This window comes from Bacteroides mucinivorans, assembly GCF_034654355.2.
Taxonomy (GTDB): Bacteria; Bacteroidota; Bacteroidia; order Bacteroidales; family Bacteroidaceae; genus Bacteroides; species Bacteroides nordii.
This window is the reverse complement of sequence record NZ_CP178179.1, coordinates 2951429-2966516: the sequence shown is the minus strand read 5'-3', so window position 1 is coordinate 2966516 and position 15088 is coordinate 2951429. Positions and strand designations below refer to the sequence as shown.

15 protein-coding genes are annotated in these 15088 nt (G+C 42.2%); 14 read left to right on the top strand and 1 reads right to left on the bottom strand.

The features are described 5' to 3' along the window. Positions 1-115: 115 nt before the first annotated feature. The 11 genes from VCM39_RS11140 to VCM39_RS11090 all read left to right on the top strand — a co-directional run bounded on the left by VCM39_RS11140 (position 116) and on the right by VCM39_RS11090 (position 12108). Positions 116-1465 (top strand): Na(+)-translocating NADH-quinone reductase subunit A, encoded by a 1350-nt coding sequence (locus VCM39_RS11140; protein WP_322932664.1) that lies wholly within the window; start codon positions 116-118, stop codon positions 1463-1465. 52 nt (positions 1466-1517) lie between these two features. Next, the gene (locus tag VCM39_RS11135) at positions 1518-2696 is read left to right on the top strand and encodes an NADH:ubiquinone reductase (Na(+)-transporting) subunit B (RefSeq protein ID WP_195660114.1); all 1179 of its coding nucleotides are present in this window, start codon (positions 1518-1520) and stop codon (positions 2694-2696) included. Positions 2697-2711: 15 nt separating this feature from the next. Beyond that, complete coding sequence (locus VCM39_RS11130; RefSeq protein WP_002560540.1) at positions 2712-3401, top strand: Na(+)-translocating NADH-quinone reductase subunit C; 690 nt, start codon at positions 2712-2714, stop codon at positions 3399-3401. 16 nt (positions 3402-3417) lie between these two features. Further along, on the top strand, positions 3418-4050 hold the full coding sequence (locus VCM39_RS11125) for an NADH:ubiquinone reductase (Na(+)-transporting) subunit D (RefSeq protein WP_195449576.1): 633 nt from the start codon (positions 3418-3420) through the stop codon (positions 4048-4050). Between the two features lie 87 nt (positions 4051-4137). Beyond that, complete coding sequence (gene nqrE / locus VCM39_RS11120) at positions 4138-4764, top strand: NADH:ubiquinone reductase (Na(+)-transporting) subunit E (RefSeq protein WP_002560538.1); 627 nt, start codon at positions 4138-4140, stop codon at positions 4762-4764. 22 nt (positions 4765-4786) lie between these two features. Then, on the top strand, positions 4787-6058 hold the full coding sequence (gene nqrF, locus VCM39_RS11115; RefSeq protein ID WP_002560537.1) for an NADH:ubiquinone reductase (Na(+)-transporting) subunit F: 1272 nt from the start codon (positions 4787-4789) through the stop codon (positions 6056-6058). Positions 6059-6199: 141 nt separating this feature from the next. After that, positions 6200-7531: a DEAD/DEAH box helicase gene (locus VCM39_RS11110; RefSeq protein ID WP_322932665.1), complete on the top strand. Its 1332-nt coding sequence runs from the start codon at positions 6200-6202 to the stop codon at positions 7529-7531. Positions 7532-8047: 516 nt separating this feature from the next. Next, positions 8048-9115, top strand: coding sequence for a 3-phosphoserine/phosphohydroxythreonine transaminase (gene serC, locus VCM39_RS11105; RefSeq protein WP_221650011.1), 1068 nt, complete (start codon positions 8048-8050; stop codon positions 9113-9115). A gap of 120 nt (positions 9116-9235) precedes the next feature. Then, positions 9236-10156, top strand: coding sequence for an NAD(P)-dependent oxidoreductase (locus tag VCM39_RS11100; protein WP_007485459.1), 921 nt, complete (start codon positions 9236-9238; stop codon positions 10154-10156). An 8-nt stretch (positions 10157-10164) separates the two neighbouring features. Beyond that, positions 10165-11412 (top strand): DUF1015 domain-containing protein, encoded by a 1248-nt coding sequence (locus tag VCM39_RS11095; protein ID WP_322932666.1) that lies wholly within the window; start codon positions 10165-10167, stop codon positions 11410-11412. 93 nt (positions 11413-11505) lie between these two features. After that, the gene (locus VCM39_RS11090) at positions 11506-12108 is read left to right on the top strand and encodes an IMPACT family protein (RefSeq protein ID WP_289291802.1); all 603 of its coding nucleotides are present in this window, start codon (positions 11506-11508) and stop codon (positions 12106-12108) included. Positions 12109-12214: 106 nt separating this feature from the next. On the opposite strand, the gene VCM39_RS11085 is transcribed toward VCM39_RS11090, so the two are convergent. Next, complete coding sequence (locus VCM39_RS11085; protein WP_002560531.1) at positions 12215-12421, bottom strand: CDGSH iron-sulfur domain-containing protein; 207 nt, start codon at positions 12419-12421, stop codon at positions 12215-12217. A gap of 124 nt (positions 12422-12545) precedes the next feature. On the opposite strand from VCM39_RS11085, the gene VCM39_RS11080 reads away from it, so the two are divergent. The 3 genes from VCM39_RS11080 to VCM39_RS11070 all read left to right on the top strand — a co-directional run bounded on the left by VCM39_RS11080 (position 12546) and on the right by VCM39_RS11070 (position 15060). After that, positions 12546-13313 carry a C39 family peptidase gene (locus tag VCM39_RS11080; RefSeq protein ID WP_322932667.1) on the top strand — a complete coding sequence of 256 codons (768 nt, stop codon included), beginning with the start codon at positions 12546-12548 and terminating at the stop codon, positions 13311-13313. A gap of 16 nt (positions 13314-13329) precedes the next feature. Continuing rightward, positions 13330-14418, top strand: a complete 1089-nt coding sequence (locus tag VCM39_RS11075; protein WP_322932668.1) for an HpaII family restriction endonuclease — start codon at positions 13330-13332, stop codon at positions 14416-14418. Positions 14419-14493: 75 nt separating this feature from the next. Further along, positions 14494-15060: a nitroreductase gene (locus VCM39_RS11070; RefSeq protein ID WP_322932669.1), complete on the top strand. Its 567-nt coding sequence runs from the start codon at positions 14494-14496 to the stop codon at positions 15058-15060. The last annotated feature ends 28 nt before the right edge of the window (positions 15061-15088 follow it).

Here is a 15088-nt window from a genome sequence, read left to right as displayed (position 1 = left end):
TTAACGAAAGGAATTACGGAAAAATCTCCGTAATTCCTTTCTTTTTTCCTCTTATTTCACATTATTATTTATTACTTTTGCGGGCAAATTATGAAACCATTATTTTATATAACACATGGCAAATGTAATAAAGTTACGTAAAGGCCTTGACATCAACCTGAAAGGCAAAGCTGCTGAAGAGATAGCTGCAGTGAAGGAGCCGGGATTTTACGGACTCGTACCCGACGACTTTCCTGGGGTGACTCCTAAAGTGGTAGTCAAAGAGCAGGAATATGTGATGGCTGGAGGACCCTTGTTTATCGACAAGAATCATCCTGAAGTGAAATTTGTTTCGCCCGTTAGCGGCGTGGTAACAAGCGTGGAACGCGGTGATCGCCGTAAGGTGATGAGTATCGTTGTGGAAGCCGCTGCTGAGCAGGACTACGAGGAGTTCGGCAAGCAGAATGTTGCCCAGCTGAATGCTGATCAGGTCAAGGAACTGTTGTTGCAGGCAGGTATGTTCGCTTTCATCAAGCAACGTCCCTACGATGTGATTGCCGATCCGAATAGTGCCCCTAGAGCAATTTTCGTTTCTGCATTCGACAGTAATCCATTGGCTCCTGAATTTGAATTCGCACTCAAAGGAGAAGAAGTAAATTTCCAGACGGGTCTCGATGCATTGGCTAAGATGGCTAAAACTTATCTCGGCATTAGTGTGAAACAGAAATCAGCAGCCTTAACACAGGCGAAGAATGTTACTATCACTGCTTTCGACGGACCAAACCCCGCTGGAAATGTAGGCGTGCAGATTAACCATGTTGCCCCTATAGTAAAAGGTGAAACAGTATGGACCATTGACCCGCAAGCCGTAATCTTCATCGGACGACTGATGAATACAGGGCGTGTAGATATGACTCGTACGGTTGCCGTAACAGGTTCTGAAGTACTGAGACCAGCTTATTGTAAGCTGCGTGTAGGTGCATTACTGACTAATATCTTTGCCGGAAACGTAACAAAAGATAAAGAATTACGCTATATCAGCGGCAATGTGCTGACTGGTAAATTGGTATCTCCGAATGGCTTTCTTGGTGCTTTCCATAGCCAGGTGACAGTTATCCCCGAAGGTAATGATATCCACGAAATGCTGGGATGGATCATGCCGCGTTTCAACCACTTCAGTGTACACCGTTCTTACTTCAGCTGGTTGATGGCTAAGAAAGAATACACAATGGATGCACGTATCAAGGGGGGGGAACGTCATATGATCATGTCCGGCGAATACGATAAAGTGTTCCCGATGGACATTCTGCCCGAGTTCCTTATCAAAGCAATCATTGCTCAGGATATCGACCGTATGGAAGCACTTGGTATCTACGAAGTAGCTCCGGAAGACTTTGCCCTGTGTGAGTTTGTAGATTCATCCAAACTGGAGCTGCAACACATTGTCCGCCTCGGACTGGATATGCTCCGTGCCGAAATGATGTAAGCATTGAGGTATCAGATAGTAATTAGTAAATAGATAAATAGTAAATATATTAATGAAAGCGTTAAGAAATTATCTCGACAAGATAAAGCCGAACTTTGAAGAGGGCGGCAAATTCCACGCGTTTCGTTCGGTGTTTGATGGTTTTGAAACATTCTTGTTCGTCCCCAGCACCACTTCGAAAACGGGAACGCATATTCACGATGCGATTGACAGTAAGCGTATAATGTCGATCGTGGTTATTGCGTTGATGCCGGCTTTGCTGTTCGGTATGTACAACGTAGGTTACCAGCATTTCACTCATACAGGAGGCGAAGGTAGTTTTCTGGAAATGTTTGCCTACGGATTCCTGGCTGTATTGCCTAAAATTATTGTATCCTATGTAGTCGGTCTTGGTATCGAGTTTGTTATAGCACAATGGAAGAAAGAAGAAATTCAGGAAGGTTTTCTGGTCTCGGGTATGCTTATTCCGATGATTGTGCCGGTTGACTGCCCACTCTGGATTCTGGCTGTTGCAACTGCATTTTCTGTAATTTTCGCAAAAGAAGTATTTGGTGGTACGGGTATGAACGTGTTCAACGTTGCTCTTGTAACCCGTGCATTCTTGTTCTTTGCATATCCTACTAAGATGTCTGGTGATGCCGTTTGGGTATCCGGACAGAGTATATTCGGTATGGGACAGAGCGTAGATGGGCTGACTGCTGCTACTTCACTCGGTGTAGCTTCTACTGCATTAACCCCCGATGGTTATCCTCCATTCTCATGGGATATGGTGACGGGGCTTATTCCGGGTTCTATCGGTGAAACAAGTGTTATTGCCATTGCACTGGGAGCGATCCTGCTGTTGTGGACAGGCATTGCAAGCTGGAAAACTATGTTTTCTGTATTTGTAGGTGGTGCTTTTATGGGATGGATTTTTAATGTTGCTGGTCCGGACACTGCTATGGCTCATATGCCTTGGTACGAACACCTTGTGTTGGGTGGTTTTTGTTTCGGTGCTGTATTTATGGCTACCGATCCTGTTACTTCTGCCCGTACGGAAACAGGTAAGTATATTTTCGGATTCCTTATCGGTGCTATGGCTATCATAATCCGTGTGCTCAATCCGGGATATCCCGAAGGTATGATGCTTGCTATTCTGTTGATGAATATCTTCGCTCCGCTGATTGACTACTGTATCGTACAGAGCAATATCGGTCGTCGCGAGAAACGTGCTGTTAAGTCTAACAATTAAAACCGAACGAAAACAATGAATACAAATAGTAATACCTATACTATCATTTATGCTTCGGTAATGGTTGTTATCGTAGCATTCCTTCTGGCTTTTGTTTCTGCTTCTCTGAAACCGACGCAGAAAAAGAACGAAGAGTTGGATAAGATGAAACAGATTCTGGCTGCATTGAACGTTGACACAAAAGGTCAGAATGCGGAAGAACTGTATAAAACATATGTGAAAGCAGATGAGATTCTGAACGCCAACGGAGAGGTTGTTTCCGAAAATGGTGGTTTCGCAATAGATATGGCTGCCGAAATGTCTAAGCCGGAAGCAGAGCGTCAGCTTCCGCTGTATGTGTGCGATGTGAAGGGAGAGACCAAATATGTAATTCCTTTGTCGGGAGCCGGACTTTGGGGGCCGATTTGGGGATATGTAGGTTTAAACAAAGACAAAGACACGGTTTACGGTGTGTACTTCTCTCATGCAAGTGAAACTCCGGGTTTGGGAGCTGAGATTGCAACTCCTGCTTTTCAGAAAGAGTTTGATGGTAAGAAAGTGATGAAAGACGGGCAGATTGCTCTGGCTGTTGAGAAGAATGGTAAAGTTACTGATCCTGCATATCAGGTCGATGGTATTTCGGGTGGTACAATTACTTCTAAGGGTGTAGATGATATGATTAAGAACTGTCTGGGTCAGTACAATAATTTTTTAACTAATAAATAAGGAGGAACGATAGAATATGAGCCAATTATTTTCTAAAAAGAATAAAGAAGTATTCTTTGCTCCGTTGGGAGTCGACAATCCGGTTACCGTACAGGTGCTTGGTATCTGTTCGGCACTGGCGGTAACAGCCAAATTGGAACCGGCTATCGTTATGGGTTTATCCGTGACAGTAATTACAGCTTTTGCCAATGTTGTTATTTCGTTGCTGAGAAAGACAATCCCTAACCGTATCCGTATTATTGTTCAGTTGGTAGTAGTAGCTGCATTGGTTACTATTGTGAGTGAAATATTGAAAGCATTTGCTTATGATGTAAGTGTTCAGCTTTCTGTTTATGTAGGTCTGATTATTACTAACTGTATCCTGATGGGACGTCTTGAAGCTTTTGCTATGCAGAACGGTCCCTGGGAGTCATGTCTCGACGGTATAGGTAACGGACTTGGATATGCTAAGATTCTGATTATTGTAGCTTTCTTCCGTGAATTGTTGGGTTCGGGCACTTTGCTGAACTTCCGTATTATCCCGGAGTCATTCTACAAAATGGGTTACTTGAACAACGGTCTGATGTTGATGCCTCCTATGGCATTGATTATCGTTGCTTGTATCATCTGGTATCAGCGTGCGAAACATAAAGAATTACAAGAATTATGATTTATGAAGTGTGATTTATGTCGTGTACATAGTCATATCCTAATTCTAACATAATTCATAATTCATAAATTAGAAATCATAAATCAAATGGATCAATTATTAAGTTTATTCGTCCGCTCCATATTTGTGGACAATATGATATTCGCCTTCTTCCTGGGTATGTGTTCTTACCTGGCTGTATCGAAGAATGTGAAAACTGCTGTAGGTCTGGGTATTGCGGTAACTTTCGTATTAGTGGTTACGCTTCCTGTGAACTACTTGCTCCAGACGAAGGTGCTGGCTGCCAATGCTATCATCGAAGGTGTCGATCTTAGCTTCCTTAGCTTTATTCTCTTTATTGCCGTTATTGCCGGTATTGTGCAGTTGGTAGAAATGGTGGTAGAGCGTTTCGCTCCCTCACTGTATGCCTCTTTAGGTATCTTCCTTCCACTGATTGCTGTGAACTGTGCTATCATGGGTGCTTCACTGTTCATGCAGCAGAGAATAACAATGGACCCTGCCAATCCGCAAGCTATCACAGGTGTGGGTAGTGCGGTGGTTTATGCCTTAGGTTCCGGTATCGGTTGGTTGCTTGCAATCGTCGGTCTGGCTGCTATCCGCGAAAAGATGGCTTACTCTGATGTTCCCGCTCCGCTACGTGGTTTGGGTATTACGTTTATCACTGTAGGACTGATGGCAATGGCCTTTATGTGTTTCTCTGGATTGAAATTATAACTAAAGTAAAAAGAATAATACAATGACGTCTTTAATATTAGCGAGTATCGGAGTATTCCTTGGAGTGATTCTCCTGCTTGTCATTATACTGCTCGTTGCGAAGGGTTATCTGACTCCTTCGGGCGAGGTTACGATTACGATGAATGGCGAACAACAACTGAAGACATCTCCCGGTGGTACATTGCTGGGTACGCTGTCTGCCAACAATGTGTTCCTTTCATCGGCTTGTGGTGGTAAAGGTTCTTGCGGACAATGCCGCTGTCAGGTGCTCGAAGGAGGAGGAGAGATTCTTCCTACTGAAACCGGATTCTTTTCTCGTAAACAGCAAGCTGATCACTGGCGTCTGGGTTGCCAGGTAAAAGTGAAACAGGATATGTCTATTAAGATTGACGAGTCAATCCTGGGAGTGAAAGAGTGGGAGTGCGAGGTTATCTCAAACAAGAATGTAGCAACTTTTATCAAAGAGTTTATCGTAGCTCTGCCGAAGGGCGAACACATGGACTTTGTTCCGGGTTCTTATGCACAGATCAAGATTCCTAAATTTTCAATGGATTATAATAAAGACATTGATAAAAGTCTGATCGGTGACGAATATCTGCCGGCTTGGGAAAAGTTTGGTCTCATGGGACTCAAGTGCAAGAATGATGAAGAGACCATTCGTGCTTACTCTATGGCCAATTATCCAGCTGAGGGTGACCGTATCATGTTGACTGTACGTATTGCTACACCTCCTTTCAAACCGAAAGATCAAGGTCCTGGATTTATGGATGTAATGCCGGGTATCGCTTCTTCTTATATCTTCACACTGAAACCCGGCGACAAGGTAATCATGAGCGGTCCTTACGGAGACTTCCATCCGATATTCGATTCTAAGAATGAAATGATGTGGATTGGTGGTGGTGCCGGTATGGCTCCGTTGCGTGCACAAATCATGCACCTGACCAAGACACTGCATACAACAGATCGTATCATGAACTATTTCTACGGTGCACGTGCGTTGAATGAAGTGTTCTATCTGGAAGACTTCCTGCAGATTGAAAAAGACTTCCCGAACTTCAAGTTCCATTTGGCTCTTGACCGTCCGGATCCTGCAGCAGATGCAGCGGGTGTTAGCTATACAGCAGGATTTGTTCATGAAGTAATTTATGAAACTTACCTGAAAAACCACGAAGCACCTGAAGATATTGAATACTACATGTGTGGTCCTGGTCCGATGTCTAAAGCTGTTGAGAAGATGCTCGATAGCCTGGGGGTACCGGCTAAGAATCTGATGTTCGATAATTTCGGAGCATAAGGAAAGCGCTGAAATTTACGATAGACGATTTACAATTTATGATTGGAGTTAGTTATAGCTATTGATTTTAAGGAATCATAGTAAACTTTAATCGTAAATCGTAAATCGTCTAATCGTAAATCTCCCTATCTTTGTGCCATTATGAAACAAAAGAATGAATTGATACAAGCTGCGCTGAGAAATCTGAAGATTGAAGCGCTGAATCCTATGCAAGAAGCTGCGCTGGATGCTGCTTCTGAAGAAAAAGACGTAATATTGCTTTCACCTACCGGATCGGGTAAGACATTGGCCTTTCTGCTACCTTTGCTTTTATCCCTGAAACCGGATGATAATACAATACAAGTACTGATTCTCGTACCTTCGCGGGAACTGGCTTTACAGATAGATTCTGTATTCAAGGCCATGAATTCCTCCTGGAAGACTTGTTGCTGTTATGGCGGTCACCCTATTAGTGAAGAGAAAAAGAGCATTCAAGGTAATCATCCTACAATCATTATCGGTACGCCGGGACGTATAACAGATCACCTTGCCAAAGGGAATTTCAATCCCGATACAATCCGTACACTTATTATTGATGAGTTTGATAAGTCTCTTGAATTCGGCTTCCATGATGAAATGGCTGAGATCATCACTCAACTGCCCGGATTAAAAAAACGGGTACTCCTCTCTGCAACAGATGCCGAAGAAATCCCACAGTTCACCGGACTGAACCGTACTATTAAACTGAATTTTCTGCCGGATACCCCCACAGAAGCACCGCGACTGACCTTAATGAAAGTCATCTCTCCTGCAAAAGATAAAATTGATACACTCTATAAGTTGCTTTGTACACTGGGGAGTAGTTCCAGTATTGTCTTTTGTAATCATCGGGATGCGGTGGAACGTGTGAGTGCACTGCTTACTGAAAAGGGCATGTATAACGAACGCTTTCATGGTGGTATGGAGCAGCCCGACCGCGAACGTGCACTTTATAAATTCCGTAACGGAAGCTGTCATGTACTTGTCTCCACCGATCTTGCTGCCCGTGGACTGGATATTCCGGAAGTAGAGCACATCATTCACTATCATATGCCTGTGAATGAAGAAGCCTTTACCCATCGGAACGGGCGTACAGCTCGTTGGGATGCTACCGGAACCTCTTATCTCATTCTGAACGCAGAAGAAAAAACACCGGAATATATTCCTATGGATATCGAAATGTATGAACTTCCGGAACAAGCTCCGCGTCCTTCAAAGCCGCTTTGGGTTACCTTATATATAGGTAAAGGAAAAAAAGATAAACTAAGCCGTATAGACATTGCAGGATTCTTGTATAAGAAGGGAAACCTTTCTCGTGAAGATGTGGGGATGATTGATGTAAAAGAGCATTATGCTTTCGTTGCTATTCGTCGGGGGAAGGTGAAGCAGTTACTGACTCTTATCCGGGGAGAAAAGATAAAAGGAATGAAAACCGTTATTGAAGAAGCTGATTAATTATCAGTTCACCACAGAGGACACGGAGAGCACAGAGATATTATTTTCTCTGATGAAACGCGGATGATCGCAGATAAAAGCTGATTAAAAAACTGTAGTTCTTTATTTTATTGTTATATCCTTTTGCGGGAATCAGAGATCATCCGCGTTTCATCAAAGAACTAAAACTCCGTGCCCTCTGCGACCTCTGTGGTGAAATACCGTATTAAACATGAATATCCTCCGGAGGATATTTTTTCTTTCTTTTATATCATAAATATTCATTTTATATCCCTTTTACTTTCAGTCTTTAAGTAAAAAATATCCGATACTATTACTTTATTCTTTATGCTCACTCTTGATATCCATACATGACAAAATGGTGCATATATCCTGCATAAACCAATAAAAAGTAAGATAAATCAGCAAACCGAATGTGATTTTATAATGAAAGATTTGTTTTACGGAAATAATTCCGTAATTTCGCAATGTCAAAAGACACAAGTAACGAAATGTTAAACCAAAAACAAACTTCAAATGAAAAAGCATAATTTCAATGCAGGACCTTCTATTCTTCCGCGTGAGGTGATTGAGGATACAGCGAAGGCTATTTTAGATTTCAATGGTTCCGGTCTCTCACTGATGGAAATAAGCCACCGCGCTAAGGACTTCCAACCTGTGGTTGATGAAGCCGTAGCACTATTCAAGGAATTACTCAACATCCCCGAAGGGTATTCGGTATTGTTCCTGGGTGGTGGTGCCAGTATGGAGTTCTGCATGGTACCATACAATTTCCTTGAGAAGAAGGCTGCTTATTTGAATACCGGCGTATGGGCCAAGAAAGCGATGAAAGAAGCCAAAGCCTTTGGCGAAGTTGTAGAAGTTGCCTCTTCTGCCGAAGCTACCTATACATATATTCCGAAAGATTATACAGTTCCGGCTGATGCTGATTATTTCCACATCACTACTAATAACACTATTTATGGTACAGAATTGAAAGAAGACCTTGACTCTCCGGTTCCGATGGTTGCCGATATGTCTTCCGATATTTTCTCTCGTCCTATCGACGTTTCAAAATATATCTGTATCTATGGTGGTGCACAGAAAAACCTGGCACCTGCAGGTGTTACTTTTGTAATTGTGAAGAATGATGCATTGGGCAAAGTATCACGGTCTATTCCTTCCATGTTGAATTATCAGACACATGTTGACAATGGTTCTATGTTCAATACTCCTCCGGTAGTGCCTATCTATGCTGCACTGCAGACATTGCGTTGGATCAAAGCACAAGGTGGTGTGAAAGAAATGGAACGCCGTGCTATCGAAAAAGCCGATATGCTGTATGCTGAAATCGACCGTAACAAGATGTTCGTAGGAACAGCTGTTAAAGAAGACCGTTCACGTATGAACATCTGCTTCGTAATGGCTCCCGAATACAAAGATCTGGAAGCTGACTTCATGAAGTTTGCTACTGAAAGAGGTATGGTAGGTATCAAGGGACACCGTTCTGTAGGTGGTTTCCGCGCATCATGCTACAATGCTCTGCCTAAAGAAAGCGTACAGGCATTGATTGACTGCATGCAGGAATTTGAGAAACTTCATTAATATTCTCACTACAGAGTATCACAGAGTTTCACGGAGTTTTCTGTTTTTAGCAGTCCTCTCTATGAAACTCTGTGTCAGTTTGTAGTGGATCGTTTTTTTTATAATTATACACATCGAATCATGAAAGTACTTATCGCTACCGATAAACCGTTTGCTAAAGTAGCTGTGGACGGTATTCGCAAAGAAATCGAAGCAGCCGGATACGAGCTTGCTTTACTTGAAAAATATACAGAGAAGGCACAATTATTGGATGCAGTAAAAGATGCCAATGCAATCATTATACGCAGTGACATTATAGATGCCGAAGTGCTGGATGCTGCCAAAGAACTGAAAATCGTGGTACGCGCCGGAGCCGGTTATGACAACGTAGACCTTGCTGCTGCAACTGCACACGGGGTATGTGTAATGAACACACCGGGACAGAATTCCAACGCGGTAGCCGAACTTGTTTTTGGCTTACTGGTATATGCTGTCCGTAATTTTTATAATGGAACATCAGGAACTGAGCTGATGGGTAAGAAGCTGGGTATTCATGCTTACGGAAACGTAGGTCGTAATGTAGCACGTGTAGCTAAAGGTTTCGGAATGGAAATCTATGCTTATGACGCATTCTGCCCGAAAGAAGTAATCGAGAAAGATGGCGTTAAAGCGGTTGATTCTGCCGAAGAACTTTACAAAACCTGTAATGTTGTTTCTCTGCATATTCCTGCTACTGCCGAAACGAAGAACTCTATCAACTATGCTTTGTTGAAGGATATGCCCAAAGGAGCTATTTTGGTAAATACTGCACGTAAGGAAGTTATCAATGAAGACGAACTTATTCAGTTGATGGAAGATCGTCCCGATTTCAAATATATTACCGATATTATGCCTGCTGCTAATGCTAAGTTCACCGAACTTTTTGCCGGACGTTATTTCTCCACTCCTAAGAAAATGGGTGCACAAACAGCTGAAGCTAATATCAATGCCGGCATTGCTGCTGCACAACAGATCGTTGGTTTCCTGAAAGACGGTTGCGAAAAATTCCGCGTAAATAAGTAATAAGACTTATGGCTACAATTAAACCATTTAAAGGTATTCGTCCTCCACAAGAATTAGTGGAGCAAGTTGCCTCGCGTCCTTACGATGTACTTAATTCAGAAGAAGCACGTGCAGAAGCTGGTGAAAATGAGAAATCACTCTATCATATAATTAAGCCTGAAATAGATTTTCCTGTAGGTACGGATGAGCATGACGAGAAGGTGTACATCAAAGCTGCCGATAATTTTAAACTGTTTCAAGACAAAGGCTGGTTGGTGCAGGATGATAAAGAAAACTATTACATCTATGCTCAGACAATGAATGGTAAGACACAATACGGACTTGTTGTGGGTGCTTATGTTCCTGATTATATGAATGGTATTATCAAGAAGCATGAACTGACCCGTCGCGACAAAGAAGAAGATCGCATGAAACATGTCCGCGTGAACAATGCCAACATTGAACCGGTATTCTTTGCATATCCTGATAATGCGAAGCTGGATGCCATCGTCAAGAAATATACTGCTCAGAATCCTGTATACGATTTTATAGCTCCGGGTGATGGTTTCGGACATACTTTCTGGATTATAGACCAGGCAGAGGATATCGCTTCTGTCACAGCTGAGTTTGCTAAAATGCCTGCACTCTATATTGCTGACGGACATCACCGTTCTGCCGCTGCCGCACTTGTAGGTGCTGAGAAGGCAAAACAGAATCCGAATCATCGTGGAGATGAAGAGTATAACTATTTCATGGCTGTATGTTTTCCTGCCAATCAATTGACTATTATTGATTATAACCGTGTGGTTAAAGACCTCAATGGTTTGACTCCTGCACAGTTTCTTACTGCGCTCGAAAAGAATTTCGTTGTAGAAGAAAAAGGTATGGAGATTTACAAACCGAATGCACTGCATAATTTTGCCCTCTATCTGGATGGTAAATGGTACAGTCTTACAGCGAAGATCGGAACGTATGATGATAACGATCCGATAGGTGTATTGGATGTTACTATTTCTTCCAACTTGATTCTGGATGAAATTTTAGGTATTAAAGACCTTCGTTCGGATAAGCGTATCGACTTTGTAGGTGGTATCCGTGGTCTGGGAGAATTGAGCAAACGTGTAGATAGCGGTGAAATGAAAGTAGCTTTGGCACTTTATCCTGTTTCAATGAAACAATTGATGGATATTGCTGATACTGGCAATATCATGCCGCCGAAGACTACCTGGTTTGAACCGAAACTTCGTTCGGGACTGGTGATTCATAAACTTAGTTAGTTGAAAATGAAGAGTTGAAAATTGAAAATTAACTGCATAATAGGCTGCATAGTAATTTTCAATTTTCAACTTTCCATTTTTAATTCTAAAAGCATGGAAGATACATACAAAACCATTACTGAACCCTCCGAAGGTATCTATACCGAAAAGCGTAGCAAGTTCATTGCTATTGCTTTGCCTGTGCGTACGTACGAAGAAATAAAGACACATCTCGAAACGTACCAGAAGAAATATTACGATGCACGTCATGTATGCTATGCCTATATGCTGGGACATGAACGGAAAGATTTTCGTGCGAATGATAACGGTGAGCCTTCCGGTACAGCCGGAAAACCTATTCTGGGACAGATCAACTCTAATGAACTGACTGATATACTTATTATTGTAGTTCGTTATTTTGGTGGAATCAAGCTGGGAACAAGTGGATTGATTGTGGCTTATAAAGCTGCTGCCGCCGAAGCCATTGCCACGGCTACCATTGTAGAAAAAACGGTAGATGACGAGGTGACTGTGCTTTTTGAATATCCTTTTATGAATGATGTGATGCGTATTGTGAAAGAAGAAGAACCGGAAATTTTGCGACAGTCCTATGACATGGATTGTAGTATGACGCTTCGTATTCGTCGTTCTATGATGCCTCGTTTGCGGGCACGCTTGGAAAAAGTAGAGACAGCACGTATCCTTGAGGAAGAATAAGAAGAATAACACGTTGGTGGAACAGAAAAATTGAATGCGTGTCTCTTCGGGTAAATATTCCGTTGATACACGCACTGGAGTTTATAAAAGACGCATTTGTGTAGCCTTATTCGTTGTCCTTTTCAAAATTTATTTTACGATGTGTTCCGTCGCAAAATGGTTTGTTTTTAGAGTGGCCGCAACGACACAAAGCGTTTGTTCCTTGCAAAATACTCTCTTTCCCTTCTTTGTTAATCATCTTAAATTCACCTTTGATGATGTAGGGCCCGGCAGGGACTTCCGTGATACTAATCAGATTTTCATTTTTATCCATAATTTTATTTTTTAAGTAGTCAACTCTATTTATATAACATTTGGAATTGGAAATAGTTTTTTCTGTCCACCATTTGTTTTATCAGATTTCCTTATCTTTGCACACAATGATACGAAATGTGATAATGAAAGCTCTGTATCTCGGTTTGTTTTTGATTGGAAGCCATTTGCCTTCTGTTCAGGCTCAGGAAGTGGCTCCCAACGATATTCCTTTACCCTGGTATTCGCAGAAGATCAGCGGATGTCCTTATGCGCATTGCTCGCTGGCATCCTCATTGATGGTATTTGATTATTATAAAGGGATGACCGTAGATAGTTGCCGTTCGGCAGCAGAAGCCGAAGCAAAGCTTGTAGAGTATCAGAAGAATTATTTTTTGAAAAAACGTGCTCCTTTCAAGCGGCGTACATCCATAGGACAGGGTGGCTATTATTCTTTTGAAATAGATTCGTTGACACGGTATTATGAACATATGGTGAGTGCTAAGCATTTTATGAATAAAGACTACCGGGCGCTGAAGGCATATATTGATCAGGGTATTCCCGTACTGATAAATGTGAGGCATCGCGGTTCGTCTCATGGGTTGATGCAACCGGGTAGTCACCGTCATTGGATGGTGCTTCGCGGTATAAATGATACTCATGTATGGATCAACGATCCCGGGCGTTCGGCTATGATGCGGAGTAAGGGTGAAAATCAATGTTTTCCAATAAAGCGGGAGCGGGGTAATCCGGCCTGGTTTGATGGCTGCTGGACAGGGAGGTATATTGTGATAACTCCACGTATTCCACTGGCTATAGCACGTGCTGGGAAATTACCACCTGTGGAGAAAGAGATAGAGATACAACGTCCGTTGATCCCTTGGCAGGAACTGTCCGAAATGATTAATCTGTAAAACAAATATATTAAATATGGCATTTGAAGCAACAAAAAGAGAATGGAGTGAACTGTATGCTTTTTTCCGTTTGCTGGCAGACGGAAAGGTTTCGTTGGGTACGCCGCAAGCAAAAAAAGACGATACACAGTGCTGGCCTGTAGCAATGGTACAGCGCGAAGAGCATGATGGTACGCGTCGCTATTATATTGAGAAAGAGGAAATTCATATTGTAAACGAAACAGTAGATAAGCGAATACCACGGGAAGATTTTGCCACAGTGGCTGGATTAATTCTCGATGCAGTCAAGTCCTCGTCAGAAAATGATGTGACCTCTCCTGATGGGGTAGAAGAGTTCCTGGATGAAACAGGTATTTTTGATCTTGAAGCAAAAACGGATGATCGTACGGATTTTTCTGTTGCCTTTTGGCATCCTGAGGCTCCATTGACAGGATTCAATGTTCGTTCACGTCTTAGTGCCATGAATCCTTTGCTTGATGGCGGACGAACTACCAATCTGAAATTGGAGCAGACAGGTGTTAAGTTTGCCGTACCTACTGTGAATAAAATAAATGCATTGGAAGAGTCGCCTACAGAAGTGGCAGAGCGTATGATGATGATAGAACGTCTGGGCGGTGTATTAAAGTATTCTGATGTGGCAGACCGTGTATTCCGTTGCAACCTGTTGATGATAGATTTGCACTTTCCGCGTGTTCTGGCAGAGATGGTACGTATTATGCATTTGGATGGCATCACACGTATCAGTGAATTAACGGAGGAGATAAAACGAATCAATCCGTTGAAAATTAAGGATGAACTGATCAATAAACATGGTTTTTATGAATTTAAAATGAAGCAGTTCCTGCTTACTCTGGCATTGGGGATGCGTCCGGCAAAGATTTATAACGGGACGGATTCTGCAGTGGAAGGAATTTTGCTGATAGATGGAAACGGAGAAGTGCTTTGTTATCATAAAGCGGAGAAAAAGACATTTGAGGATTTTCTCTATCTGAATACCCGTTTAGAGAAAGGATCTGTGGATAAAGATAAGTACGGCTTCCTGGAACGGGAGAATGGGGTATATTACTTTAAGTTGAATGTGAAGATTGGGTTGGTTAAAAGGTGATGAGGTATGATACATTGCAGTGTAACCAGTTCATCATTTTATTTCTAACAAATAAAAATTAAAACACTATTCATCATGAAAACAAATGAAGTATTAGAAAATATCAAAGCACGTCGTAGCGTACGTGCTTATACTACTCAACAGGTAGCTGAAGAAGATTTGCTGACTATTCTTGAAGCTGCCACATATGCTCCGAGTGGTATGCATCTTGAAACTTGGCATTTCACAGCTATACAAAATACAGAGAAACTCGAAGAATTAAATGCCCGTATCAAAGGTGCATTTGCCAAAAGTGAGGATAAACATTTGCAGGAGCGCGGACATAGCCAGACGTATTGCTGTTATTATCATGCACCAACGCTTGTAATTGTTTCTAATGAACCGACACAATGGTGGGCAGGAATGGATTGTGCCTGTGCTATTGAAAATATGTTTCTTGCTGCCCGTTCTCTGGGCATTGGTTCTTGCTGGATCAACCAGTTGGGGACAACATGCGATGCCCCCGAAGTACGTGAATTTATCACTTCTCTCGGTGTCCCCGAAAATCACAAAGTATACGGTTGTGTAGCCTTAGGATATCCTGATCCTTCTATTCCAATGAAAGAAAAGAAAGTAAAGGCGGGAACGATAACCGTTGTTTAGTTGAAAATTGAAAGTTGAAAGTTGAAAA

Coding starts and splice junctions, on each gene's coding strand:
- nqrF (WP_002560537.1), top strand. CDS start 4,787: ATGACGTCTTTAATATTAGCGAGTATCGGAGTATTCCTTGGAGTGATT.
- VCM39_RS11100 (WP_007485459.1), top strand. CDS start 9,236: ATGAAAGTACTTATCGCTACCGATAAACCGTTTGCTAAAGTAGCTGTG.
- VCM39_RS11135 (WP_195660114.1), top strand. CDS start 1,518: ATGAAAGCGTTAAGAAATTATCTCGACAAGATAAAGCCGAACTTTGAA.
- VCM39_RS11085 (WP_002560531.1), bottom strand. CDS start 12,421: ATGGATAAAAATGAAAATCTGATTAGTATCACGGAAGTCCCTGCCGGG.
- VCM39_RS11095 (WP_322932666.1), top strand. CDS start 10,165: ATGGCTACAATTAAACCATTTAAAGGTATTCGTCCTCCACAAGAATTA.
- VCM39_RS11075 (WP_322932668.1), top strand. CDS start 13,330: ATGGCATTTGAAGCAACAAAAAGAGAATGGAGTGAACTGTATGCTTTT.
- VCM39_RS11130 (WP_002560540.1), top strand. CDS start 2,712: ATGAATACAAATAGTAATACCTATACTATCATTTATGCTTCGGTAATG.
- VCM39_RS11125 (WP_195449576.1), top strand. CDS start 3,418: ATGAGCCAATTATTTTCTAAAAAGAATAAAGAAGTATTCTTTGCTCCG.
- VCM39_RS11140 (WP_322932664.1), top strand. CDS start 116: ATGGCAAATGTAATAAAGTTACGTAAAGGCCTTGACATCAACCTGAAA.
- VCM39_RS11080 (WP_322932667.1), top strand. CDS start 12,546: ATGAAAGCTCTGTATCTCGGTTTGTTTTTGATTGGAAGCCATTTGCCT.
- serC (WP_221650011.1), top strand. CDS start 8,048: ATGAAAAAGCATAATTTCAATGCAGGACCTTCTATTCTTCCGCGTGAG.
- VCM39_RS11070 (WP_322932669.1), top strand. CDS start 14,494: ATGAAAACAAATGAAGTATTAGAAAATATCAAAGCACGTCGTAGCGTA.
- VCM39_RS11110 (WP_322932665.1), top strand. CDS start 6,200: ATGAAACAAAAGAATGAATTGATACAAGCTGCGCTGAGAAATCTGAAG.
- nqrE (WP_002560538.1), top strand. CDS start 4,138: ATGGATCAATTATTAAGTTTATTCGTCCGCTCCATATTTGTGGACAAT.
- VCM39_RS11090 (WP_289291802.1), top strand. CDS start 11,506: ATGGAAGATACATACAAAACCATTACTGAACCCTCCGAAGGTATCTAT.